The 23,779-nt window shown below is 74.7% G+C and carries 29 protein-coding genes; 1 reads left to right on the top strand and 28 read right to left on the bottom strand.

Annotation, left to right across the window (positions count from 1 at the left end):
* Nucleotides 1-7 precede the first annotated feature (7 nt).
* The 12 genes from hisF to hisD form a co-directional block, all read right to left on the bottom strand.
* Complete coding sequence (hisF, locus tag O7542_RS04360; RefSeq protein WP_043329502.1) at nt 8-775, bottom strand: imidazole glycerol phosphate synthase subunit HisF; 768 nt, start codon at nt 773-775, stop codon at nt 8-10.
* A gap of 86 nt (nt 776-861) precedes the next feature.
* Complete coding sequence (locus O7542_RS04355; protein ID WP_281606444.1) at nt 862-1,854, bottom strand: NADP-dependent oxidoreductase; 993 nt, start codon at nt 1,852-1,854, stop codon at nt 862-864.
* A gap of 5 nt (nt 1,855-1,859) precedes the next feature.
* Complete coding sequence (locus O7542_RS04350) at nt 1,860-2,285, bottom strand: organic hydroperoxide resistance protein (RefSeq protein ID WP_064445243.1); 426 nt, start codon at nt 2,283-2,285, stop codon at nt 1,860-1,862.
* Nucleotide 2,286: 1 nt separating this feature from the next.
* Nucleotides 2,287-2,733, bottom strand: a complete 447-nt coding sequence (locus O7542_RS04345; protein ID WP_043331106.1) for a MarR family transcriptional regulator — start codon at nt 2,731-2,733, stop codon at nt 2,287-2,289.
* 80 nt (nt 2,734-2,813) lie between these two features.
* Nucleotides 2,814-3,236 (bottom strand): RidA family protein, encoded by a 423-nt coding sequence (locus tag O7542_RS04340; RefSeq protein ID WP_043329499.1) that lies wholly within the window; start codon nt 3,234-3,236, stop codon nt 2,814-2,816.
* Nucleotides 3,233-3,961 (bottom strand): bifunctional 1-(5-phosphoribosyl)-5-((5-phosphoribosylamino)methylideneamino)imidazole-4-carboxamide isomerase/phosphoribosylanthranilate isomerase PriA, encoded by a 729-nt coding sequence (gene priA, locus O7542_RS04335; protein WP_043329497.1) that lies wholly within the window; start codon nt 3,959-3,961, stop codon nt 3,233-3,235. The genes O7542_RS04340 and priA overlap by 4 nt, the downstream gene beginning before the upstream one ends.
* A gap of 19 nt (nt 3,962-3,980) precedes the next feature.
* On the bottom strand, nt 3,981-4,301 hold the full coding sequence (locus tag O7542_RS04330; protein WP_104112779.1) for a hypothetical protein: 321 nt from the start codon (nt 4,299-4,301) through the stop codon (nt 3,981-3,983).
* A gap of 19 nt (nt 4,302-4,320) precedes the next feature.
* A complete protein-coding gene (hisH, locus tag O7542_RS04325) occupies nt 4,321-4,944 on the bottom strand; it encodes an imidazole glycerol phosphate synthase subunit HisH (RefSeq protein WP_043329494.1) in 624 nt (207 codons plus the stop codon).
* Nucleotides 4,944-5,111, bottom strand: coding sequence for a hypothetical protein (locus tag O7542_RS04320; RefSeq protein WP_176722837.1), 168 nt, complete (start codon nt 5,109-5,111; stop codon nt 4,944-4,946). Before O7542_RS04320 ends, hisH begins: the two co-directional genes overlap by 1 nt.
* Before the next feature lie 58 nt (nt 5,112-5,169).
* Entirely contained in the window at nt 5,170-5,781 is a 612-nt protein-coding gene (gene hisB, locus O7542_RS04315) for an imidazoleglycerol-phosphate dehydratase HisB (RefSeq protein ID WP_043329493.1), read from the bottom strand.
* Entirely contained in the window at nt 5,778-6,851 is a 1,074-nt protein-coding gene (locus tag O7542_RS04310) for a histidinol-phosphate transaminase (RefSeq protein WP_069089034.1), read from the bottom strand. The genes hisB and O7542_RS04310 overlap by 4 nt, the downstream gene beginning before the upstream one ends.
* A complete protein-coding gene (gene hisD / locus O7542_RS04305) occupies nt 6,848-8,173 on the bottom strand; it encodes a histidinol dehydrogenase (RefSeq protein WP_166456899.1) in 1,326 nt (441 codons plus the stop codon). The genes O7542_RS04310 and hisD overlap by 4 nt, the downstream gene beginning before the upstream one ends.
* Before the next feature lie 108 nt (nt 8,174-8,281).
* Here hisD and O7542_RS04300 point away from each other — a divergent pair, with 108 nt between their 5' ends.
* Nucleotides 8,282-8,986, top strand: a complete 705-nt coding sequence (locus O7542_RS04300; protein WP_043329490.1) for an LON peptidase substrate-binding domain-containing protein — start codon at nt 8,282-8,284, stop codon at nt 8,984-8,986.
* Here the strand turns inward: O7542_RS04300 and O7542_RS04295 are convergent.
* The 16 genes from O7542_RS04295 to murC all read right to left on the bottom strand — a co-directional run bounded on the left by O7542_RS04295 (nt 8,952) and on the right by murC (nt 23,769).
* Nucleotides 8,952-9,779: a DUF2567 domain-containing protein gene (locus O7542_RS04295; protein WP_064445238.1), complete on the bottom strand. Its 828-nt coding sequence runs from the start codon at nt 9,777-9,779 to the stop codon at nt 8,952-8,954. The genes O7542_RS04300 and O7542_RS04295 overlap by 35 nt on opposite strands.
* A 49-nt stretch (nt 9,780-9,828) precedes the next feature.
* Nucleotides 9,829-11,367 carry a hypothetical protein gene (locus O7542_RS04290; protein WP_064445237.1) on the bottom strand — a complete coding sequence of 513 codons (1,539 nt, stop codon included), beginning with the start codon at nt 11,365-11,367 and terminating at the stop codon, nt 9,829-9,831.
* A gap of 140 nt (nt 11,368-11,507) precedes the next feature.
* Nucleotides 11,508-12,362, bottom strand: a complete 855-nt coding sequence (locus tag O7542_RS04285) for a hypothetical protein (protein WP_281605731.1) — start codon at nt 12,360-12,362, stop codon at nt 11,508-11,510.
* A gap of 2 nt (nt 12,363-12,364) precedes the next feature.
* Nucleotides 12,365-13,309 carry an RluA family pseudouridine synthase gene (locus tag O7542_RS04280; protein ID WP_064445235.1) on the bottom strand — a complete coding sequence of 315 codons (945 nt, stop codon included), beginning with the start codon at nt 13,307-13,309 and terminating at the stop codon, nt 12,365-12,367.
* On the bottom strand, nt 13,306-13,908 hold the full coding sequence (gene lspA / locus O7542_RS04275; RefSeq protein ID WP_043329486.1) for a signal peptidase II: 603 nt from the start codon (nt 13,906-13,908) through the stop codon (nt 13,306-13,308). The genes O7542_RS04280 and lspA overlap by 4 nt, the downstream gene beginning before the upstream one ends.
* Nucleotides 13,909-13,974: 66 nt before the next feature.
* Nucleotides 13,975-14,394, bottom strand: a complete 420-nt coding sequence (locus O7542_RS04270; protein ID WP_030500254.1) for a TraR/DksA C4-type zinc finger protein — start codon at nt 14,392-14,394, stop codon at nt 13,975-13,977.
* A gap of 224 nt (nt 14,395-14,618) precedes the next feature.
* Nucleotides 14,619-16,124, bottom strand: coding sequence for a potassium/proton antiporter (locus O7542_RS04265; protein WP_281605730.1), 1,506 nt, complete (start codon nt 16,122-16,124; stop codon nt 14,619-14,621).
* Nucleotides 16,125-16,146: 22 nt separating this feature from the next.
* On the bottom strand, nt 16,147-16,455 hold the full coding sequence (locus tag O7542_RS04260; RefSeq protein ID WP_064445232.1) for a DUF167 domain-containing protein: 309 nt from the start codon (nt 16,453-16,455) through the stop codon (nt 16,147-16,149).
* A 2-nt stretch (nt 16,456-16,457) separates the two neighbouring features.
* Nucleotides 16,458-17,222, bottom strand: coding sequence for a hypothetical protein (locus O7542_RS04255; RefSeq protein ID WP_104112770.1), 765 nt, complete (start codon nt 17,220-17,222; stop codon nt 16,458-16,460).
* A gap of 72 nt (nt 17,223-17,294) precedes the next feature.
* Nucleotides 17,295-18,101, bottom strand: a complete 807-nt coding sequence (locus O7542_RS04250) for a DivIVA domain-containing protein (RefSeq protein ID WP_043329484.1) — start codon at nt 18,099-18,101, stop codon at nt 17,295-17,297.
* Nucleotides 18,102-18,142: 41 nt separating this feature from the next.
* Nucleotides 18,143-18,448 (bottom strand): YggT family protein, encoded by a 306-nt coding sequence (locus tag O7542_RS04245; protein WP_030500249.1) that lies wholly within the window; start codon nt 18,446-18,448, stop codon nt 18,143-18,145.
* Nucleotides 18,449-18,476: 28 nt separating this feature from the next.
* Entirely contained in the window at nt 18,477-19,178 is a 702-nt protein-coding gene (sepF, locus tag O7542_RS04240; protein WP_043329483.1) for a cell division protein SepF, read from the bottom strand.
* A gap of 192 nt (nt 19,179-19,370) precedes the next feature.
* Entirely contained in the window at nt 19,371-20,123 is a 753-nt protein-coding gene (locus O7542_RS04235) for a YggS family pyridoxal phosphate-dependent enzyme (RefSeq protein ID WP_281605729.1), read from the bottom strand.
* A gap of 9 nt (nt 20,124-20,132) precedes the next feature.
* Complete coding sequence (gene ftsZ, locus O7542_RS04230) at nt 20,133-21,248, bottom strand: cell division protein FtsZ (RefSeq protein WP_030500246.1); 1,116 nt, start codon at nt 21,246-21,248, stop codon at nt 20,133-20,135.
* A 227-nt stretch (nt 21,249-21,475) separates the two neighbouring features.
* Nucleotides 21,476-22,294, bottom strand: coding sequence for an FtsQ-type POTRA domain-containing protein (locus O7542_RS04225; protein WP_069089027.1), 819 nt, complete (start codon nt 22,292-22,294; stop codon nt 21,476-21,478).
* On the bottom strand, nt 22,291-23,769 hold the full coding sequence (murC, locus tag O7542_RS04220; RefSeq protein WP_064445228.1) for a UDP-N-acetylmuramate--L-alanine ligase: 1,479 nt from the start codon (nt 23,767-23,769) through the stop codon (nt 22,291-22,293). The genes O7542_RS04225 and murC overlap by 4 nt, the downstream gene beginning before the upstream one ends.
* Nucleotides 23,770-23,779 lie beyond the last annotated feature (10 nt).

The raw sequence follows: 23,779 nt of genomic DNA, 5'->3' as shown, positions 1-23,779 counted from the left end.
GCGCGCCTCAGCGCACCGGGTGCCCGGCGCCGCGCAGCGCGTCCTTGACCTCGCCGACGGTCAGCTCACCGAAGTGGAAGACGCTCGCCGCGAGCACCGCGTCCGCCCCCGCGCCGACGGCCGGCGGGAAGTGCGCCACCTCGCCCGCGCCGCCGCTGGCGATCACCGGCACGTCGACCACCTCCCGGACCGCCTGGATCAGCGGCAGGTCGAACCCGGCCTTGGTGCCGTCGGCGTCCATCGAGTTGAGCAGGATCTCCCCCGCGCCCAGCTCGGCGCCGCGCGCCGCCCACTCGACCGCGTCCAGCCCGGTGCCCCGCCGCCCGCCGTGCGTGGTCACCTCGAAACCGCTCGGCGTCGTGCCGTCGGGCGCGCGGCGCACGTCCAGTGAGAGCACGAGCACCTGACTGCCGAACCGGTCGGCGATCTCGGCGATCAGCTCCGGGCGGGCGATGGCGGCGGTGTTCACGCCCACCTTGTCCGCCCCGGCCCGCAGCAGCGTGTCGACGTCGGCGACCTGGCGGACGCCGCCGCCCACGGTGAGCGGGATGAAGACCGACTCGGCGGTACGCCGCACCACGTCGAGCATGGTGCCGCGGTCACTGGACGAGGCGGTGACGTCGAGGAAGGTCAGCTCGTCCGCGCCGGCCCGGTCGTACGCCGCCGCCAGCTCCACCGGGTCGCCCGCGTCGCGCAGGTCGAGGAAGTTGACCCCCTTGACCACGCGCCCGGCGTCCACGTCCAGACACGGGATGACCCGTACCGCCACCGTCATGCCCCGAGCCTAGCCAACGCGCGGGCGGTGGTGACCCGCCGGTGAGGCCGGTCACCACCGCCCGTGGTGGTACGGGTTCACGCCGGTCAGAGACGGACCAGCATCTTGCCGAGGTTCTCGCCGCGCAGCAGGCCGAGGAACGCCTCCGGGGCCTGCTCGATGCCGTCGACGATCGTCTCGTCGTACGACAGCCGGCCCTCGCGCAGCCAGCCCGCCACCTCCTGCACGAACTGCTCCCGCAGGTGACCGTGGTCACTGACGAGGAAGCCGCGCAGCGTCAGGCGTTTGCCGATCACCAGCGCCAGGTTGCGCGGCGCGGCCGGCGGCTCGGTGGCGTTGTACTGGGCGATCATGCCGCAGATGGCGGCCCGGCCGTGCACGTTCATCACCCCGATCGCGGCCTCCAGGTGGTCGCCGCCGACGTTGTCGAAGTACACGTCGACGCCGTCCGGCGCGGCCGCCCTGAGCTGCTTGGACACCTGGCCGTCGTGGTAGTCGAACGCGGCGTCGAAGCCGAGCGCGGTGAGCCGTTCCACCTTCGCCGCGGAGCCGGCGCTGCCGATCACCCGGCCGGCGCCGCGCAGCTTCGCGATCTGGCCGACCATGCTGCCCACCGCGCCGGCCGCGCCGGAGACGAAGACGGTCTCCCCCGGCTTCATGGCGGCCACGTCGAGCAGCCCGGCGTACGCGGTCAGCCCGGTCATGCCGAGCACGCCCAGATGGGCGGTCACCGGCGCCAGGTCCGGGTCGATCTTGCGCGCGCCCTTGGCGTCCACCAGCGCGTACTCGCGCCAGCCCAGCCCGTGCAGCACCGTGTCGCCGGGCTTGACGCCGCCGGCCTCGCCGGCCACCACCTCACCGATCGCGCCCCCGTCGAGCGGGGCGTCGAGCGCGAACGGCGGCACGTACGACTTGACGTCGTTCATCCGCCCGCGCATGTACGGGTCGACGGACATGAACCGGTTGCGGACCACCACCTGCCCCGGGCCCGGCGTCGGCACCTCGGTGGTGACCAGCCGGAAGTTCTCCGCGGTCGGCCAGCCCTGCGGCCTGGACGCCAGATGGATCTCCCGGTTCATCCCGCTCATCGGGCCTCGCGGACCGTGCGGGTGACCTCGACGTTGCCCCGGGTCGCGTTAGAGTAGGGGCAGACCTGGTGGGCCGCGTCGACCAGCTGCTCGGCGGCCGCGCGCTCGACCGCGGGCAGGTCCACCACGAGGGTCACGGCGAGGCCGAAGCCGCCGCTGCCGTTCGGGCCGATGCCCACCTCGGCCTCGACCACCGAGCCGGAGACGTCCGCCTTGGCCTTGCGGGCGACCACGCGCAGCGCGGAGTGGAAGCAGGCCGCGTAGCCGGCCGCGAAGAGCTGCTCCGGGTTGGCCGCGCCGCCGGCGCCACCCATCTCCTTCGGTACGGCGAGGTCCAACTCGACCGTGCCGTCGGAGGTGCGGACGTGACCGTCGCGGCCGTCGCCGGTGGCGCGGGCGGAGGCGGTGTAGAGCACCTGCATGTCACTGCTCCTTCTGTCGGTGGATCGTCTCGGTGACCCGGGTGAGGATGCCGTGGAGGAAGACCAGTTCGGCCTCGGTGAGCCCGGTGGCGGTGGCCACCTGCCGCGGCACGTCACACATCCGCTCCCGCAGGGCCCGGCCCTGGCCGGTGAGGCCCACCTCGACCCGGCGCTCATCGGCGGCCGAGCGGGTACGCACCACCAGGCCGGCCGCCTCCAGCCGCTTGAGCAGCGGGGAGAGCGTGCCGGAGTCGAGCCGGAGCGCGGCGCCGAGCTCGGAGACCGTGGGGGCGTCGTCGTCACGCTCCCAGAGCACCAGCAGCACCAGGTACTGCGGGTAGGTCAGGCCGTGCTCGTCGAGGATGGGCCGGTAGACGTCGGTCATGGCGCGCGACGCCGCGTAGAGGGCGAAGCACACCTGCCGGCGCAGCACCAGATCATCGGTCACCGCGAAACCGTAACGCACAATTAGGTTGTGCACAACCGATCGGCGTGTGGTCCGGGGCGCGCGAGGCACCCCGGAACGCCTCAGGCGGGGAGGTACGCCTCCAGCTCGACCTCGACCAGCAGGTCCGGGTCGATCAGCCCGGCCACCACCACCATCGTCGCCACCGGGCGTACCGGGCCGAACACGGCGTTGTGCGCCCGGCCCACCTCGTCGGCGAAGATCCGGTCCGTCACGTACATCCGGGTCCGCACCACGTCGCCCGGACCGGCGCCCACCTCGGCCAGCGCGTCCAGGCCGATCCGGATCGCCTGCGCGGTCTGCGCCGCCGCGTCGCCGGCGTGCGCCACCCGGCCGTCCACAGTGGAGGTGCAGCCGGCTGTGATCGCCAGCGAACCGGCCCGGACCACCCGCGAGTAGCCGTACAGCGCCTCCCACGGGCCGCCCGAGCCGAGCCGGGTCACCACACCGGCGTCCGCCGGCGGCTCGGGCGGCGCGGCGGTCACGCGCCGGCCCGCAGCGTCGCCAGCGCCTCGGCGACGGTGAACGCGCCCGCGTAGAGCGCCTTCCCGGCGATCACGCCCTCCACGCCCACCGGCTCCAGCGTGGCCAGCGCCCGCAGGTCGTCGAGCGTGGACACGCCGCCGGAGGCGATCACCGGGGCGTCGGTGCGGGCACACACCTCGCGCAGCAGGTCCAGGTTCGGCCCGCGCATGGTGCCGTCCTTGGTGATGTCGGTGACCACGTACCGCGCCGCGCCCGCCGCGTCCAGCCGGGCCAGCACCTCGTACAGGTCACCGCCGTCGCGGGTCCAGCCGCGCGCCGACAGGGTACGGCCGCGCACGTCCAGCCCGATCGCCACCCGGTCGCCGTACTCGCCGCAGATCCGGTCGCACCACTGCGGATCCTCCAGCGCGGCGGTGCCGATGTTCACCCGCGCCGCCCCGGTGGCCAGCGCCGCCCGCAGCGACTCGTCGTCGCGGATGCCACCGGACAGCTCCACCTTCACGTCCAGCTTGCCGACCACCTCGGCCAGCAGCGCGGCGTTGGAGCCCCGCCCGAACGCGGCGTCCAGATCCACCAGATGGATCCACTCCGCGCCGTCGGACTGCCAGGCCAGCGCCGCGTCCAGCGGGTCGCCGTACGCGGTCTCGCTACCGGCGGCGCCCTGCACGAGCCGGACGGCCTGGCCGTCGGCGACGTCCACGGCGGGCAACAGGGTGAGGCTCAACGCTTCTCTCCTCGGATCCTCAACGACGGTCCAGCGCGATCACCACGATCGCGGGCAGGACCAGCAACAACAACGCGACCAGCACCAGCCGCAGCGCCAGGTCGTCCACCAGGCTCCAGATGCCGACCACCGCCACCGCGGTGAGCACCAGGATCGTCGCCCGCTCCCGGCGGGTGTGCCGGCGCAGCCGGCCGGTACGGCCGCGCCGCAGCGACGGCGTCAGCCGGCGTACCAGGGAACGACGCCGCTCCCGGCGGGCCACCCGGCGGGCGCGGACGGCGCGCGCACGCTCCTGCTCGGCCTCGCGCGCCGCGCGGCGGCGGGCCCGCTCCTTGCTCACGCCGACGCCAGCGGGCCGGTCACAGCGTGCCGAGCCAGTTGCGCAGCAGCGCCGCACCGGCGTCGGCCGACTTCTCCGGGTGGAACTGCGCGGCCGACAGCGCGCCCCGCTCCACCGCGGCCACGAAGTCCGTGCCGTGGTGCGCGGTCGTCACCGTGGCGCCCGCCTCGGCCAGCGCCGCCGGGTCCGTCACGCCGTAGGAGTGCACGAAGTAGAACCGGGTGCCCTCCGGCAGCCCGGCGAACAGCGTCGAGCCGGCCGGCGGCCGCACCGTGTTCCAGCCCATGTGCGGCAGCCGCCGCGCGGGCAGCCGGGTCACGCCGCCGGGCAGCAGCCCGAGCCCCTTGGTGACCACGCCGTGCTCCTCGCCGTGCCCGAAGAGGATCTGCATGCCGACGCAGATGCCCAGCACCGGCCGCCCGGCGGCGACCCGCTCGGCGATCACCGGCCCGGCGCCCAGCGCCTCGATCCCGGCCATGCAGGCGGCGAACGCGCCCACGCCCGGCACCACCAGGCCGTCGGCCGACGCGGCGGCGTCCAGGTCGTCGGTGACGGTCACGTCGGCGCCGGCCCGCGCCACCGCGCGCTCGGCCGACCGCAGGTTGCCCGAGCCGTAGTCGAGCACCACCACGCGCCGCGTCATCAGCTCTCCCCCGGCAGCAGCCAGAGCACCCCGGCGACGGTGGCCAGTACGGCCAGCAGCCCGGTGACCACCACGGCGGCGCGCGGCGCGCCCTGCTTGAGCAGCGACCACGTCCCGCCGACCAGCAGCCCGGCCAGGATCAACACAAGAGTGGGCAGCACCTTCATCAGAGCCGCCTTTCATTCGCGACTGCGGGACTCCGCTGCGCTGCGTTCCTCGCGCTCATCAGAGAGCGCCCTTCGTGGACGGCACCACACCGGCGTTACGGGGGTCGAGCGCGGTGGCCTCGCGCAGCGCGCGGGAGACGGCCTTGAACTGCGCCTCGACCACGTGGTGCGCGTCCGGGTGACCGCCCGGCCGGGCCGCGCGCAGCACGTCCACGTGCAGCGTGATCCGGGCCGACTGGCCGAACGACTCCCAGATGTGCCGGGTCATGCTCGTCGGGTAGACCGGCCCGATGTACGGGGCCAGCGCCGGCTCGTCGTGCACCACGTACGGGCGGCCGGACAGGTCGACGGCGGCGCGGACCAGCACCTCGTCCATCGGGACGGTCGCCGAGCCGTACCGCCGGATGCCCGCCTTGTCGCCCAGCGCCCGGTCGAACGCGGCGCCCAGCGCCAGCGCGGTGTCCTCCATCGTGTGGTGCGCGTCGATCTCCAGGTCGCCGACCGTGTGCACGGTCAGGTCGAAGCCGCCGTGCCGGGCGATCTGGTTGAGCATGTGGTCGTAGAAGCCGACGCCGGTGGAGATGTCGGCCTGGCCGGTGCCGTCGAGGTCGATCTCGACGAGCACCTTGGTCTCGTTTGTGACCCGCTCGATCCGGGCGATCCGGCTCATGAAACGTTCTCCATCGCGGTGAGGAAGGCGTCGGTCTCGGTCGGGGTGCCGGCGGTGACGCGCAGCCAGCCGGGCAGGCCGACGTCGCGCACCAGCACGCCGGCATCGAGCAGGGTACGCCAGGCCACCGCCTGGTCCCCGTCGACGGCGAACAGCACGAAGTTCGCGTCGCTGTCGGCCACCCGGTGGCCCCGGGCGCGCAGCTCGGCGACGATCCGGTCCCGCTGCTCCATGATCGCGGCCACGGTGCCGAGCAGGGCGTCCCGGTGCGCCAGCGCCGCGCGGGCGGCGGCCTGGGTGAGCGCGGACAGGTGGTACGGCAGCCGGACCAGCTGCACCGCGTCCACCACCGCCGGGTCGGCGGCCAGGTAGCCGAGCCGGCCGCCGGCGAAGCCGAACGCCTTGCTCATGGTGCGGGTCACCACCAGCCGCGGGTGGCCGGGCAGCACCGCCAGCGCGCTCACCGTGCCGGGCCGGGCGAACTCGGCGTACGCCTCGTCCACGACCACCATGCCGGGCGCCTCGTCCAGCACGGCGGCGACCACGGCCGGGTCGAGCGCGGTGCCGGTCGGGTTGTTCGGCGAGCAGAGGAACACCACGTCCGGCCGGTGCTCGCGGACCTGGGCCACCGCCTCGTCGGCGGTGAGCCCGAAGTCCGCGCCGCGCCGGGCGGGCACCCACCGGGTGCCGGTGCCGAGCGCCAGCAGCGGGTGCATCGAGTACGCCGGGGTGAAGCCGAGCGCGGTGCGCCCGGGACCGCCGAACGCCTGCAGCAGCTGCTGCTGGATCTCGTTGGAGCCGTTCGCCGCCCACACGTGGTCGGCGGTGAGCCCGTGCCCCAGGTAGGCGGCCAGGTCGGCGCGCAGCGCCACCGCGTCCCGGTCCGGGTAGCGGTTGAGGTCACGCAGCTCGGCGGCGAGCGCCTTGCCGATCGCCTCGACCACCGGCTCGGGCACCGGGTAGGAGTTCTCGTTGGTGTTCAGCCGCACCGGCACGTCGAGCTGCGGCGCGCCGTACGGCGTGCGCCCGCGCAGGTCCTCGCGGATCGGCAGGTCGTCGAGCGTGGTCACGACGCCCCGCCCTCGGGGAACCGGACGCTGACCGCCTGGCCGTGCGCGGGCAGGTCCTCCACGGTCGCCAGCGTGACCACGTGCGGGGCCACGTCGCGCAGCGCCTCCTGCGTGTATTCGACCAGGTGGACGCCGCGCAGGAACGACTGCACGGACAGCCCGGAGGAGTGCCGGGCGCAGCCGCCGGTGGGCAGCACGTGGTTGGAGCCCGCGCAGTAGTCGCCGAGCGACACCGGCGACCACGCGCCCACGAACACCGCACCGGCGTTGCGGACCCGCAGCGCCCACTCGCGGGCGTTCTCGGTCTGGATCTCCAGGTGTTCGGCCGCGTACGCGTCGACCACCCGCAGGCCCGCCTCCAGGTCGTCGACGAGGACCACGCCGCTCTGCTCGCCGCGCAGCGCGGTGCCGATCCGCTCGGCGTGCTTGGCCGCGGGCGCCTGCCGGGCAAGCTCCGCGTCGACCGCGTCGGCCAGCGCGGTGGACGGGGTGACCAGCACGCTGGCCGCGAGCGGGTCGTGCTCGGCCTGGCTGATCAGGTCGGCGGCGACGTGCGCCGGGTCGGCGGTGTCGTCGGCCAGGATCGCGATCTCGGTCGGGCCGGCCTCGGCGTCGATGCCGACCACGCCGCGCAGCAGCCGCTTCGCGGCGGTGACCCAGATGTTGCCCGGGCCGGTGATCATGTCGACCGGCTCGCAGCGCTCGTCCCCGGCCGGGTCGGCGTCCGCCCCGTACGCGAGCATGGCGACGGCCTGGGCGCCGCCGACGGCGTACACCTCGTCCACGCCGAGCAGCGCGCAGGCCGCCAGGACCCGGCGGTCCGGCAGGCCGTCGTTGTCCTTCTGCGGCGGGCTCACCACCACCAGCGAGCGCACCCCGGCCGCCTGGGCCGGGACGACGTTCATCACCACCGTCGACGGGTACATGGCCAGGCCGCCGGGGACGTAGAGACCGACCCGGTCGACCGGCACCCACCGCTCGGTGACCGTGCCGCCGGGCACCACGGTCGTGGTGTGGTCGGTGCGGCGCTGGTCGGCGTGCACCTTGCGGGCCCTGGTGATCGACTCCAGCAGCGCGGCGCGGACCTGCGGGTCCAGCTCGTCCTCGGCGGCGCGGATCGTCTCGACCGGCACCCGCAGCCGCTCCGGTGACACACCGTCGAACCGTTCGCTGGCCTCCCGGATCGCCGGGTACCCATGCTCCCGGACCGCCTCGACCAGCGGGCGGATCCGCTCGACCGCCACGGAGACGTCGAGCTGGGCACGGGGCAGCAGGCGGCGCGGGTCACGTGCCCCGCCGCGCAGGTCGATCCGATTCAGCACGCCTGCGAGTCTAGGCCGCCGCCGCGGCGACCGGCCCGGGCCGCCCGCACGCCGGGACGGTGAGCCGGGACACGCGCGGGCGGGCGCGTTGGGGATACGCTCGATCGCGTGAGCGCACGGCTGCCGGTGTTCCCGCTCGGGACCGTCCTCTTCCCCGGGCTGGTCCTTCCGCTGCACATCTTCGAGGAGCGCTACCGGGCGCTGGTACGCCACCTGGTGGCGCTGCCCGAGGGCGCGCCGCGCGAGTTCGGCGTGGTCGCGATCCGGGCCGGCTGGGAGGTGGCGCCGGCCGGGCCGCCGGGGCGCTTCGGGCTGACCGCCGGCGAGGTCACGCTGCACGAGGTGGGCTGCACCGCCGAGCTGCGGCAGGTCACCGAGCTGGCCGACGGCGGGTTCGACATCGTCACCGTGGGGCGGCGCCGGTTCCGCCTCGCCGAGGTCGACCATTCCGCCGAGCCCTACCTGACGGCGGAGGTGGAGTGGTTGCCCGAGCCGGGCGGCCCGGACGAGACGGCCGACCTGCTGGCGGCCCGGGTGATCTCGGTGTTCCGGCAATATCTCGGCCTGATCCGGCCGGACCAGCAGGAGATCTCCGAGCAGTTGCCGGAGGACCCGACGGTGCTGTCGCACCTGGTGGCCGCGACCGCCGCGCTGACCGTGGACGACCGGCAGCGGCTGCTCGCCATCGACGACACCGCCGCCCGCCTGCGGGCCGAGCTGCGCCTGCTCAACCGGGAGACGGCGTTGCTGCGGCAGGTCCGGGCGGTGCCGGTGCCGCTCAGCGAGCTGGCGGGTCTCCCGGCGCCGAACTGAACCCCGGCGGCGGCCACCCGCCGTCGAACTCCGGCTCCGGCCGCAGCGACGGCCACCGCGACCAGCCCGCGAGCAGCGTGTACGTGACTGCGGCGCCGAACGCGGCGAGCAGCAGGTTGCCGTGCGGCAGCGGGAGCGGGCCGAACCAGTCGACGCCGCCGGCGCGCAGGTCGACGGGTTTGGTGAAGGCGGTACCCGGCGGCGCGGTCTCCACCAGCCGCTGGAACGTGGACAGGCCGATCCGGCGGCCGACCTGCCAGGCCACCACCGCCGCGCCGAGACCGCCGAGGGTGACCGCGAGCAGGCCCGCCGGACCACGCCGGCGGCGCAGCACCACCCACAGGGTGATCGCGGCGAGCACGCCGAAGCCGAGGGTCAGGAGGCTGAACCAGCCGTCCGCGGCGATCGGCTGCTCCGGCTGCGTGGTGGCGTAGACCGCGCCGGCCGGCGTCTGCCGTACCGGGGTGGCCGGCGCCGCCCACACCCAGAGCAGCCCGAGCGGCGCGCCGAGCGCGGTGAGCAGCGCGGCCACGCCGAGGGTGGTCGCCACCACCCGGCCGGCGGATCGCCGGGACGCGGGCGACGCACCGGGGAGCTGCGTCACGACGCCCGGATGCCCGGCCAGCGGGTCGGCGCCGGGCGCGGTGACCGGGGTGCCGGCGGGCACCGGCAGTCCGCCGGGCCAGCCGGGTGGTCCGCCGGGCCAGGCAGGCGGCTGCTCGCGCTCGGGCCGCGCCTCGGCGCCGTCGGCACGCTCGCGCGTCCGCTCGGGATCAGGGGTGTCCGGAGTCACCCGTTGATCCTCTCAGGCCGGGGCACGGCGCGGGGCGGTGGTCGCCGCCTCAGCGCGCGAACGGTTCCACCATCACCGCGGCGGCCTTGAGCCAGGCGTTGCGGGTCTCGGCCTGGAGCTGGTGGTACTCGATCGAGGAGCCGGTCTCCAGCGCCGGGTCGTAGGGCACCACCGCCACCGCCCGGGTCCGGGTGGCGAAGTGCCGTTCCAGGTCGTCCTGCAGGGAGGTCCGGCCGGGCGTCGGGCAGGAGATCAACGTGACCGCGTTGTCGGCCAGGTCGCCCATGCCCTCCTCGTGCAGCAGGTCGAGCATCCAGTCCGCGCTGAACGCCGCGTCCTCACGCGGCACGGTGGTCACCACGAGCTGGTCGGCGGCCTGCATCACGGTGCGCCAGTTCGGGCTCTCCACGTTGTTGCCGGTGTCCACGCAGACCACCTCGTGGGTGCGGCGCAGCAGCTCCAGCACCCGCTTGACGGTGAACTGGTCGAGCCGCTGGGCGAAGCGCGGGCTCTCCTCGCCGGCCAGCACGTCGTACGAGCCGTCGGAGGCGTGCCGCAGGTAGTCGTCGAGGTGGGACAGCAGCCGGTTGCCCTCGAGGATCTCGATCTGCGCCAGGTCGTGGATCAGGTGGCGGATGGTGCGGGCGTGCCGGGCGCTGCCGGCCCGCAGCCCGAGCGTGCCGCGCAGCTCGTTGTCGTCCCAGGCGAGCACGCCGCGCCCGCGGACGCTGCCCACCGTCGCCGCGGCGAGCACGGTGGCGGTGGTCTTGTGCACCCCGCCCTTGGGGTTGGCGAACGCGAGCACCCGGGGCGTGCCCAGCTCGCGGCGCAGCACGCTGGTGGCGCGTTCCAGCTCGGCGTCCGGCTCGGGGGCACGCCACTGCGCCTGGGCCGGCGCGACTCGCCCGGCGCGGCCGGAGCGGCCCTCCAGCGGGCTGCGCGGCGCGGGCACCACCGGTTCCGGCGCGGGCGGGACGTCCGGCCGGTAGCGGCCCCGGTCGAGCAGGGCGTACCGGGACTCGGCCGGCGGTGGCGCGGGCCGGTAGCCACCGTCGAGAAGGGAGTAGCGCGACTCGGCCGGCGCCTCGGCCCGGCCGCGCGGCTCCGGCAGCGCCGGTTCGGCGCGCCAGGACGGCTCCGGCCGGGGCTCGGCGGCGAAGGACGGGTCCGGTGCGACAGACGGCTCGGCGCGCCAGGACGGCTCGGCCGGATAGGGCTGCCCGGCGCGCCAGGACGGCTCCGGGTCGGTGCGGTACGCCGGCTCGGCCCGGTAGGCCGGTTCACCCTCCTGGCGGGGGTCGGCGCGGAAGGCGGGGTCGACGCGGAACGTGGCCTCGGCCCGGTAACCGGGCTCGGCGCCGTACGACCCGTCGGGGGCGCGGCCGACGGCGGCGGCGCGCCCGGTCCAGCCGGTGCCGGCGGCGCGGCGTGGCAGCGGGTCGGGCGGCGGCGCGTGGTGGTCCTCGACGTGCCGGTCGGCGTCGGCGTGCTCCGCGCCGCGACCGCCGAGCCGGGCCCGGTCGAGCAGCGCCCGCCACCGCGGTGCCGGCTCGCCCTGCCGACCCCAGCCGGTCTCGCTGCCGTCCAAGGATTCGCCCTCCCCCAGCCCATCGATCTCCGCCTGACAGGCTACGAACGAAACCCTATTCGGACCACTCCCCGCGCCGCACATCGCCCGGTGACCCGCCGCACGGTGGGATCGACCGGGTGGCCGCGCCCGCTGATGTCTCAGGAGGTGGGAGCGGGATTGGGTGGCCCGGATCCGGGGACCGGCGCACGGGCGGTCGGTGAAGGTCCGCTCACCGTCCGTGCAGCTTCCGACGAATCGCCCATTCCGCCGCCCTGGGCCGCCGCGCTGTCCGCCGGCGGCCGGGCCACGTCACGCTGCTCCGGCAGCGGCGGGGTGAACACCGTCCGGTCGAGCCGGGTGACCTCCGGCGCCGGGTCCACCACCCGTACGTCCGGGCGCCCGGCGAGCGCGCGCAGCGCGTCCGGCGCGGCACGGACCACCGCGGCGTACACGCAGGCGCACCCGGTCCGGTAGGCGTCCGCCTCCCGGGCCGCGACCTCGGCCCCGCTCTCGTACACCCGGCGCAGCTCCGGATCGGCGGTGGCCGCCGGGGCGGCGGCGCGCGACCGGTAGTCGGCGGCCTCCCGGTCCTTGCGCCCGGCGACGTCGGCCATCCCGGCGACCACGTCGTCCGGCAGCCGCAGCGCCGCGATCCGGACGATCTCGGTCTGCCGGCCGGACAGCGGCACCCGCGCCACCACCGCCGAGACCGGCGCGCCGTCCAGCGCGGCGGCCGCCCGCGCCGGGGTCAGGTAGCCGGCGAACGAGACGAGCGCGTAGGCGTCGGGCGCGCCGAGGGCGGCCAGCTCCTCCCCGGCGGCGCGCAGGTACGCCGGGACGCTCGCGCCGGCGGCCACCCCGACCCGGGTCACCTCGCCGACAGTGCGGTCGCTGACCGGACGGTCCCGCCGCTGTGCCACCGCTACCACCAGCACCACCAGCGCGCAGGCCAGCGCCAGCCAGGTCAGCGTGGTGAACCGGGACCGGCGCGGCGGCGCGGCGTCGTCGCTCATGGTCAGTCGCGCAGGATCTCCAGCGCCCGGGCCAGATCCTCCGGGTAGTCGCTGACGAACGTCACCTCGTCGCCGGTGCCCGGGTGCGCGAAGCTCAGCGAACGGGCGTGCAGCCACTGCCGGGACAGCCCCAGCCGGGCCGACAGCGTCGGGTCCGCCCCGTAGGTCAGGTCGCCCACGCAGGGGTGCCGCATGCTGGAGAAGTGCACCCGGATCTGGTGCGTGCGCCCGGTCTCCAGCCGTACGTCGAGCAGGCTGGCGGAGGGGAACGCCTCCAGCGTGTCGTAGTGGGTGATGCTCGGCTTGCCGCCGGAGACCACCGCCCACCGGTAGTCGTGGTGCGGGTGCCTGTCGATCGGCGCGTCGATGGTGCCGCGCAGCGGGTCCGGGTGGCCCTGCACCACGGCGTGGTAGCGCTTCTCCACCTCGCGCTCCTTGAACGCCCGCTTCAGCGCGGTGTACGCGCGCTCGCTCTTGGCCACCGCCATGATCCCGGTGGTGCCGACGTCGAGCCGGTGCACCACGCCCTGCCGCTCCGCCGCGCCGCTGGTGGAGATGCGGTGGCCGATGCCGGCCAGCCCGCCGATCACCGTCGGGCCGGTCCAGCCGGGGCTCGGGTGCGCGGCCACCCCGACCGGCTTGTCCACCACCACGATGTCGTCGTCGGCGTACACCACGGTCAGGCCGGGCACCGCCTGCGGCACCACGGTCGGCGGGGCGGGCGGCGCGGGCAGCGTGACCTCCAGCCACGAGCCGGCCTTGACCTTGTGCGAGTTGGGCCGGGCCACGCCGTCGACGAGCGCGTCGCCGGCGTCGATCAGGCCGGCGGCGGCGGTGCGGGAGAGCCCGAACAGCCGGGACACGGCCTGGTCCAGGCGCATGCCGTCGAGGCCGTCCGGGACGGGCAGGGAGCGGGTGTCGCCGCCGGCGGCGAACGCGGAGGTCACGCGGTCTCCCGCTGCTCGGTCGCGGCGACGTCGTCGCGCTTCTCGTCGCGCAGCCGGGAGCCGTCGCGTTGCCGGCCGGTCAGCTCCAGGAAGACCGCCAGTACCACGCCGCAGACCAGCGAGCTGTCGGCCAGGTTGAACACCGGCCAGACCTGGCCGTACGGGTCGAAGAGGCTGATCATGTCGACCACGTGGCCGACGAAGTGCCCGGGCGCGCGGAAGATCCGGTCGATCAGGTTGCCCAGCGCGCCGCCCAGCACCAGGCCCAGCGACACCGCCCACGGCAGCGAGCGCAGCCGCAGCGCCATCCACGCGATCCACCCGATCACCACGAACGTGATGATCGGGAAGACCCAGGTGTGGTCGGAGCCGATGCTCCAGGCGGCGCCGCTGTTGCGGGTGAGGCTGAAGTAGACCGCGCCGCCGAGCACCGACACCGGCTCCCGGCCGGTCAGCTCGGCCAGCGCGAGCTGTTTGGTGCCCAGATCCGCCAGCAGCGAGAACAGGGACACGCCGAGCAGCAGGCCGACGGCCCTGCGGCGGGGCGCGCCGGCACCCGACTCGGTGGTGCCGGAACCGGCGGGCGGTGCTGCGGTCATCTGCTCCCCATCGACGCTTGCGACGGCGTGGTCACCGTCTGCCGTACGGCCGCCGGGGAGCGGTGATCAGCGCCGCTCCTCCAGCTGCTTGCAGGTCACGCAGAGGGTGGCCGACGGGAACGCGGCGAGCCGCTCCACCGGGATCGGGTTGCCGCACCGCTCGCACCAGCCGTAGCCGCCCTCGTCGAGGCGCTCCAGCGCGCGCTCGACCTGCGTGATCCGCTCCTTGATGCTGTTGGCGAGAGAGATCTCCTGCTCCCGCTCGAACGTCTTGGTGCCGGTGTCGGCCTGGTCGTCCCCGGCCGAGTCGGTCAGCCGGTCGCGCTGCAGCTCGGTGATCTCGCTCAGCGTCTGATCGTACTCGGCGTTCAGCTCGTCCCGCCGCGCCGCCAGGGCGGCCCGGATCTTCTCGGTCTCCGCCGCGCTGCGGGTGGCCTTCGGCGCGGGCTTGCGGCCGGCGGTCCTGGTGTCGGCTGGCTTCGCCATCGTCAGCTCCCTCAGCCGCGTGGCGCGGCGGTCAGCGGTACGTGGGCGGGGACGCCTTCGTCGGCGTCTCCGCGTACGGAAGGGTGCACGGCGAGCGGGCCCGCCGTGCACTCCGGAGGTTGGCAAGAATACGGAACGTACAGGCGTCCGACAACGTGCCGCACCGTCGTCCCACGTATCCGCCCCGGACTGCCATCAATCGGGGCAAAAGGAACGGTAGCAGATCAGCGGGCCGTCTCCTCGCCGTACTCCCCGAACCATCGCGCCAGCCGGCCCCGGCGGCTCACCGCCCGCAGCCGCCGCTCGGTCTCGTCCCGTACGCCGGCGGTGGCGACGATGAGCAGGCTGTCCCCGACCTTGAGCCGGGTGTCCGCGCCGGGCACGAACCCGACGCCGTCGCGCAGCACCAGCGTGACCGCGGCGCCCACCGGCAGCCGCAGCTCGTCCACGTGCACCCCGGCCAGCCGGGACCCGTCCGGCACCTCCAGCTGGAGCAGGTCGGCGCGCATCCGCTCCAGCGGGGCGGTCTCCAGCATGATCTCGTTCGGCTCGGCCGGCGCGATCACGCCCAGCCGGCGGGCCGCCGACGCCAGCGTGCCGGCCTGGAGCAACGTGAAGATCACCACCAGCACGAAGACCGCGTCGAAGAGGCGGTCCGCCCCCGGCACGTGCAGCGACAGCGGGATGGTGGCGAGCACGACCGGCACCGCGCCGCGCAGACCGGCCCAGGACAGGAAGAGCTGCTCGCGCAGGTTGACCCGGAACGCCAGCGCGGACACCGCCACCGACAACGGCCGGGCGAGCAGCAGCAGGGCCAGCCCGGTGATCACGGCGGGCAGCACCGCGGTCTCCAGCCGGCTCGGCGAGACCAGCAGGCCGAGCAGCACGAACAGGCCGATCTGGGCCAGCCAGGCCAGCCCGTCGGCGAAGCCGAGGATGGCCTGCCGGTGCGGCAGGCGGGAGTTGCCGAGCAGCACGCCGGCCACGTACACGGCGAGGAAGCCGGAGGCGTGCACCACCGAGCCGGCCGCGTACGCCAGCACGGTGAACCCGACCACCGCGATCGGGTACAGGCCGGCCGACGGGAGCGCGGCCCGGCGCAGCGCGTACCGCCCGGCCAGCCCGGCGCCCACCCCGACCGCCGCGCCGACGCCCAGCTCGTAGCCGAGCAGCAGCGCCTCGTACCACCACGGGTGGGCCACCTCCGCTCCGGCGCGGGAGAGCAGCAGCACCACGAGCACGACGGGCGCGTCGTTCACCCCGGACTCGGCCTCCAGCGCGGCCACCAGCCGGGGCGGCAGACGCAACCGGCGCAGCGTGGCGAACACCGCCGCCGCGTCGGTCGAGGAGAGCACCGCGCCGTAGAGCAGCGCCAGCCGCCAGTCCAGGTCGAGCAGCAGGTGCACCACCACGCCGACGACCACGATGCTGACCACCACGCCGACGGTGGACAGCGTGGCCGCCAGCCCGAGCACCGGCCGCAGCGTGCTCCACCGGGCGGTCAGGCCGCCCTCCGCGATGATCACGATGAGCGCGCAGAAGCCGAGCACCCGGGTCAGCTCGACGTCGTCGAAGCGGATGCCCAGCCCGGCCTCGCCGAGCAGCACCCCGAGCGCCAGGTAGACCAGCAGGCTCGGCACGCCGAGCCGGGTGGAGAAGCGCACCGCGCCCACCGCCACCAGCAGCACGGCGGCGCCCACCAGCAACGCGACGTCCAGCCCGGGGGTCATCGCCGACCGGCCCGGGCGGATCTCACGGCGTGCTGCCGTCGCGCAGTCGCCGCAGCACCTCGGGCAGTTCGGCGTGCGGGCGTTCCACCAGGAAGAGCTTGTCCCGGCTGGCCGCGCCGGAGCGCAGCGACACGGTCGCCGGCCGGACGCCGAGCGCCTCGGCGAGCGCCCTCCGGGCCGCCTCGGTCGCGCGGCCGTCCACCGCCGGCGCGTGCACCGCGACGACGAGCGCGGGACCCAGCGGCCCGTCGTACCGGCCGCCGACCCGAGTCCGGGCCGCGCCGGGCTTCACCCGCACCGCGACGGTGAGCGTGTCGTCCGCGATCGTCATGGTCAGCGGGGCCGGGCCTCGGCCAGCAGGGTGGTGGCGGCGGCGCACTGCGCGCACGGGGTGAAGCCCAGGCCGACCGCCTCGGCGACCGGAACGGGCTCGTCCTCCCGGCCCACCAGATGCGGGCAGCCGGGCAGGTGGAAGCGGGGGTGGCCGTCGACCACCAGGACCTCGCCGGGCAGCCGCACCAGCCGGGCCACCTGCCCGGCGGAGAGGAACTCGGCCGGCGGGTCGCCGTCGAACGCATCGCCCGGCGCGGGCGAGGTGGGCCGCGTGGCGTCCGAGGCGCGCTGGCCGGGCGGCGAGTAGGGCGTCGGTTCCGCGTCGGTCACCGGCTCGGCGGCGACGCGTTCGTACGACTCGGCGGTCGCCGGCTCGTAAGGCGCGGTGTACGGATCGGCGTCGAACGGATCGGCCGGTGGTGAGTACGCGGCCGGCGGCGGGGTGTCGTCCGGTTCGGTCACCGGCGACCCGGGCGGTTGCCGCCACCCGGATCCGCCGGCGTCGACCGTGGACGTGTGGTGCGGGACCGGGCTCACCGGGTCGTCCGGAGACGGGACGGTGTGCGCGGTCCGGGTACGCGGCCCGGTCGCCCGGCCGGCCGTGGCCCGCGCCGCGGCCGCCTGGCGGGCGAACGCGACGAAGACGACGGCGGACAGGACGCTGGCCGCGATCGAGACGATGAGCAGGAGGCTGGATCCGCCGGCGAGCCCGGCGACCAGCAGCACGACCGCGACGACGATGAGCAGGATGCTGGCGGCTACCACGGCTCACCCCCGGCCGCGTCGTGTCGGTCTGGGCGGTCGGTGGCCGTCACGGGGACGGCCACCGACGCGGGATCAGCGGCCGGACTCGAGCGAGCCGGCGCCGCGGCCACCGCCGTAGGAGCCGGCGAGGCCGGCCGCGGCGAGACCGTTGCTGCCGGCGGCACGGGTGCCCTCGGCGCGGTTCATCTCCACCTCGAGGCCCTGGCCGCGACCGTCGAGGTCACGCAGCTGGCTCTCCAGGTACGCCTTGAGCCGGGTGCGGTACTCGCGCTCGAACTGCTTGAGCTCCTCGATGTGCTTCTGCAGCGCGGTGCGCTTGGCGTCCAGGCCGCCCATGGCCTCCTGGTGCCGCTGGCGGGCGTCCCGCTCCAGGGCGTCGGCCTTGGCGCGCGCCTCCCGGGTGACCTCCTCGGCCTTCGAACGGGCCTCGGAGAGCAGCTGGTCGGCCTCGCGACGGGCGTCGGAGACGTGGTCGTCGGCGGTGCGCTGGGCCATCATGAGCACCCGCAGCGCCTGCTGCTCGCCGTCCCCGGTCACCCCGGCCGGGCCGCCCTGCGTGCGGACCTGCTCCAGCTCGGCCTGCATCGCGCGGGCCGCCTGCTCGGCGGCCGCCTTGTCGCGCTGCACCCGGTCGAGCTGGGCCTTGACGTCGTTGAGCTCCGCCGCGAGGCGGGCGTCACCGCCGGGGCCGGCGGGAGCGCCACCCCGACCGCCGCGCTCCACCTGGGCGCGCAGCTCGTTGTTCTCCTCGATCAGACGGGCCAGCTCGCGCTCGACCTCGTCCAGGAAGGCGTCGACCTCCTCCTCGTCATACCCCCGCTTGCCGATCGGCGGCTTTTTGAAGGCGACGTTGTGAACGTCGGCCGGGGTCAGCGGCATCGAAACTCCTCGGGTCAGTTGCGGCCGCGAAAGCGCTCTGGTCAGGCAAACGCGAAGATCAGGCGCCTAAACACGAACTCCATCAGCACGAACAGGATAACCAGGAGCACAAGGGAGGCCAGGTCGATGCTCACGGTACCAATTCGCAGTGGCGGGATCACACGCCTCAACGCTCGCAGGGGCGGATCAGTGACGCTCCACACGACTTCCAGTCCCGCCGACGCTCCCCGGCCCGGTTGCCAGCGGCGACCATAGGCCAGCACCGCCCCCATAACAAATCGCGCCAAAAGGACAATTAGGAAGATGTACAGCAGCAGGTAGAGCACCTGGAACAGGATCGACAACACGGCAGGCGACGTCCCTCGGTCATGTGGGTCAGCTCAGGCTGAAGAAGCCGCCCTCAGCGATCTTGGCCTTGTCCTCCGCGGTGACCTGGACGTTGGCCGGTGAGAGCAGGAACACCCGGTTGGTCACGCGCTCGATCGTACCGCGCAGGCCGAACGCGAGCCCGGCGGCGAAGTCGACAAGGCGGCGGGCGTCCGCCTCGTCCATCTCGGTGAGATTGATGATCACCGGTACGCCGTCCCGGAAGTGCTCGCCGATGGTCCGCGCCTCGCGGTAGGTGGTCGGGTGCAGCGTGGTGATCTGGTAGCGCTGCTCGTCCTCCGGCGCCACCCGCTCCCGCTCGCGCGGCTGGGCCTGCGGCGCGAGCGCGAGATTGTCCCGCGTGTGATAGGTCAGGGCGCCCGAGGTCTCGCCGGCGGAGGACCGGGTGATCGACCGGACGCTGGAGCGCTCGACCCGCTCCGGGCGCTCCACGTCGCCCCGGTCGGTGTCGACCGACCGGCTGGAGGCGCGCTCGGACAGCCGGCCCCGGTCGCTGAGGCGGGACCGCGTCGCCGGCGGCTCGTCGGCCTCGTCGTCGTCCTCGTCGGCGAACTCCTCGGCGTACCGGCTCGACCGGTAGCGCGACGAGTCCCGGTAGCCACCCTTGTCGTAGCCACCGTCCTCGTACGCCCGCTCGTCGTCCTCCTCGACCAGACCGAGCCAGACCCCCGCCTTGCGCAGTGCACCCATCCCCGCGCCCTTCCGTCCGCCGTGCGGCACGCGCCCCCGTGCCGTGTCGCTTGATCACGAGTGGACGATCATGCCCACCGGACCGGATCGGCAATCCCCTGACGTGCGGTTCGCGGTCCGCCCGTCACGGCCCCCGGCTACGGGACGCCGTCCTGAACAACACTGATGTAATTTGCTTCCGTCGTGGTGAGGCTACCGCAGCGCAGGGCGCATTCCGAGCAACGCGCTGCCGACACGGACATGTGTCGCGCCGTGCCCGATCGCGCTTTCCAGGTCGCCGCTCATCCCCGCCGACAGCACCGTGGCGCCCGGATGGTCGGCCCGTAGCGCCGCCGCCACCTCGGCCAGCCGGGCGAACGCCCGGTCCGGCTCCCAGCCCAGCGGCGCCACCGCCATCAGGCCGGCCAGCCGCAGGCCGTCCGCGCCGGCCACCGCCGCAGCGACCGGGTCGAGCCCGCGCTGCGGATCGGCGGCGCCCGGCAGTGCCCCGCCCCGGGCCGGGTCGCCGTCGATGCTCACCTGCACCAGCACGTCCAGCGGCCGGTCCCGGACCGCGCCCGCGGCGGCGTCCAGCGCGGCGGCCAGCCGGACGCTGTCCACCGACTGGACCACGTCGGCGTACCGGACCACCGACCGGGCCTTGTTGCGCTGCAACTGGCCGATGAAGTGCCAGCGCGGCGCGGCGCCGGCGCCGGCGTCGGCGACCGCCTCCGCCTTCGGCGCCGCCTCCTGGTCGCGGTTCTCCCCGACGTCGGTCACGCCCAGCGCGGCCAGCGCCACCACGTCCGACGCCGGGTACGTCTTGGTCACCGCGACCAGGGTGACCGCGTCCCGCTGCCGCCCGGCCGCCGCGCAGGCGTCGGCGATGCGGGCCCGGACCCGGGCCAGCCCGGCCGCCAGCTCGGCGCGCCGCTCGGGCCGCACCGCCGTCTGTGACTCCGTCATCGGCGCGGCTCAGGACCCGTTCTTGAGGAAGTCGGGCACGTCGACGTCGTCGAAGAGCACCCGCCGCGACGGCTGCTGCGGCGCCGGCATGGTGGCCGGCGGGCTCACCGGCGCGTTCGGCTGGGCCGGCGGGTTCTGGTTGCTCTTGCGCGGCGGCTCGACCGCCTTGTACGCGGGCGCGCCCCCGTCGAAGCCCGCCGCGATCACGGTGACCCGCACCTCGTCACCGAGCGCGTCGTCGATGACCGCGCCGAAGATGATGTTCGCGTCCGGGTGGGCCGCGTCGGTGACCAGCTGCGCCGCGTCGTTGATCTCGAACAGGCCGAGGTCCGACCCGCCGGCGATGGACAGCAGCACACCGCGCGCGCCGTCCATGCTCTGCTCCAGCAGCGGGCTGGAGATGGCCGCCTCGGCCGCCTCGACGGCGCGGTTCTCGCCCCGGGCGCTGCCGATGCCCATGAGCGCGCTACCCGCGCCGCTCATCACGCTCTTCACGTCGGCGAAGTCCAGGTTGATCAGACCCGGCGTGGTGATCAGGTCGGTGATGCCCTGGACACCGGAGAGAAGCACCTGGTCCGCCGTGCGGAACGCGTCCATCATGGAGATGTTGCGGTCACCGAGCGCGAGCAGCCGGTCGTTCGGGATCACGATGAGCGTGTCGCACTGGTTGCGCAGCTCCTCGATGCCCGCCTCGGCCTGGACCTGCCGGCGCTTGCCCTCGAACGAGAACGGCCGGGTCACCACGCCGATGGTGAGCGCGCCGAGCTTGCGGGCGATGTTCGCCACGACCGGCGCGCCGCCGGTGCCGGTGCCGCCGCCCTCGCCGCAGGTCACGAACACCATGTCGGCGCCCTTGAGGACCTCTTCGATCTCGTCGCGGTGGTCCTCGGCGGCGTTCTTGCCGACGTCCGGGTTGGCGCCCGCGCCCAGTCCCCGGGTCAGCTCCCGGCCCACGTCGAGCTTGACGTCGGCGTCGCTCATCAGCAACGCCTGCGCGTCGGTGTTGATCGCGATGAACTCGACGCCCTTGAGCCCAACCTCGATCATCCGGTTGACGGCGTTGACTCCGCCGCCCCCGATGCCGACGACCTTGATGACCGCCAGGTAGTTGTGCGGAGGTGTCATCTCCGGTCCTTTCCCTTCGAGATTGGCATGGGCCGACCCCACACGGCTTGGCCGGATCAGCGGCCTCCGACGGCTGAACCCTCACCCTCTACTAGAGGCTTAGAGTTATGTCAACCACTGATCTCTTCGGGGCAACGTATGCGCCGCCGCGCCAGGAGCCAAGGACCTGTTCCGGCGTGTCGCGACCGAGCGACAGGGGACACAGCGTCCGCTCGCTGAGCCGCGGGTCACTCGAACGTGACCACGTCCGGCGCGCTGACGTCGATCCGGTCCGCCTTGCGGCTCAGCAACGCGGTCGCCACGGTGGACTTGTCCGCGCCCCGGGAGGCGTCGCCCCAGAACACCTGACGCTCGCCGCGCAGCTGCAACGTGATCCGGGCCAGGCCGGCCACGTCCACCGCGACCAGCTCCGCGCGCAGCTTCTCCCCCAGCGCGGCGAGCACCGCCAGCCCGGCCCGCGTACCCGGATCGTCCGGGCCCGGCCGGGCCACCTTGACCAGCGGCAACCCGTCCGGCGCCCGGTCCAGGCGCTGGAAGACCACGCCCGAGCCGTCCACCACCACGAACCCGTCGCCCTGCGGCACCGCCGCCACCGCGGTGCGCTCCCGCACCCGGATCACCAGCGTGCCCGGCCACTCCCGCTCGACCGTGGCGCTGGCCACCGGCGGCAGCGTGCCGACCCGGCGGGCGGTCGCGGCCAGGTCCACCCGGGCCAGCGGCTCGTTGTCCGGCACCGCCGCGGCGTCGCGGATCTGCACCGGCGTGACCAGCCGCGCGCCGACCACCCGCACCTCGCGTACGCCGAACAGGCCGGTGCCGAGCACCGTCCACGCCACCAGGCCCACGACGGCGAGCACCGCGGCGGCGACCGCCCACGGCAGCGCGGCCCGCATCCGCCGCTGCCGGGCCCGGGCCATGAACCGGCGGGCCGACGGCGGCACGGCGTCCGCGTTGGCCCGCACGAGCTGCCAGCGCCGCACCGGGCTGCGCCGGCCACCTCCGCCGTCCGGGCCGGGGGTACGGCCGCGGGCCGGACCGGGACTCATCCGGCGGTGGCCGCCGCGCCGTCCGGGCCGACGCCGGCGTCCAGCCCCGTGCCGCCGGAGCGGGCCAGCAGGGCGTCGAGCAACTGGTCACCCATCAGCGAGATCGGCGGCGCGCCCATGGTCACCACCACGTCGCCAGCCCGGGCCCGGCGGGCCACCTCGGCCGGCACGTCGTCCCACGCCTCGACGAACACCTTGCGCTCGTCCGGCAGCGGCACGTCCTGGATCAGCGCGGCCGAGCCCTCGCCGGGGCGGCGCGTCTCGCCGGGACCGAACACCTCCAGCAGCACCACCTCGTCGGCGATGCCGAGGGCGGCGGCGATCTCCGCCTGGTTGTCCCGGGTCCGGTAGAGCCGGTACGGCTGGAACACCACGATCAGCCGGCCGTCGCCGGCCACCTCGCGCAGCGTCTGCAGCGCCAACGTCATCGAGGTCGGGTGGTAGGCGTACTCGTCGTAGACCAGCACGCCGTCGGCGACGCCCTTGCGCTCGAAGCGGCGCCGCACGCCGGGGAACGCGCCGAGCGCGGCCTCCGCCGCCGGGACCGGCAGCTCCAGCAGGTACGCGGCGAGCACCGCGGCGGCGCTGTTGAGCGCCATGTGCCGCCCCGGTACGGGCAGCCGGAACTCGCCGAACGCCCGGCCCTCGATCTCGGCCTGATAGCGCACCCCGTGCGCGGACGAGACGACGTCGCTCATCCGCAGGTCCGCGTCGGCGGACTCGCCGTACGTCCAGACCCGGCGGCCCTCGGCGCGCAGCGTCTCGGCCAGCCGCCGCCCGCCCGGGTCGTCGGCGCAGGTGACCACGAACCCCGCCGGGTCGGTGAGCCGGGCGAACTCGGCGAACGCCGCCTCCAGCGTGGCCAGGTCGCCGTAGGTGTTGAGGTGATCCGCCTCGATGTTCGTGATGATCGACACGAACGGGCGGTAGATGAGGAAGGAGCGGTCGCTCTCGTCCGCCTCGACCACGAAGTGCTCGCCGGTCCCGTGGTGCGCGCCGGAGCCGACCTCGGAGATCTCGCCGCCGATCACGAAGGACGGATCGGTGCCGGCCTGCTGGAGCACCATGGTGACCATCGAGGTGGTGGACGTCTTGCCGTGGGTGCCCGCGACCGCCACCGTACGGCGGCCGGTCATCGCCGCGGCGAGCGCCTCGGACCGGTGCAGCACCCGCAGGCCCCGCCGGCGCGCCTCCACCATCTCCAGGTGGTCCTGCGGGATCGCCGAGGAGTAGACGACCGTGTCCACGCCGTCGAGGTTGGACGCCTCGTGGGTGGAGTGGATGGTGCCGCCGAGCGCCCGCAGGCCGGCCAGCGACGGCCACTCCCGCAGCTCGCTGCCGGAGACCGGCAGACCCCGGGTGAGGAACAACCGGGCCAGCCCGGCCATCCCGACCCCGCCCACGCCGATCAGATGGATCCGGCCCAGGTCCTCCGCCGTCATGGTGCCGGCGGGCGTGAACTGCGCGGTGTTCATCAGACGTACC

This window comes from Micromonospora sp. WMMC264, from assembly GCF_027497275.1.
GTDB classification, from domain to species: domain Bacteria; phylum Actinomycetota; class Actinomycetes; order Mycobacteriales; family Micromonosporaceae; genus Micromonospora; species Micromonospora chalcea.
The sequence above is the reverse complement of the archived record's forward strand: the minus strand, read 5'-3'. Positions and strand labels throughout refer to the sequence as shown.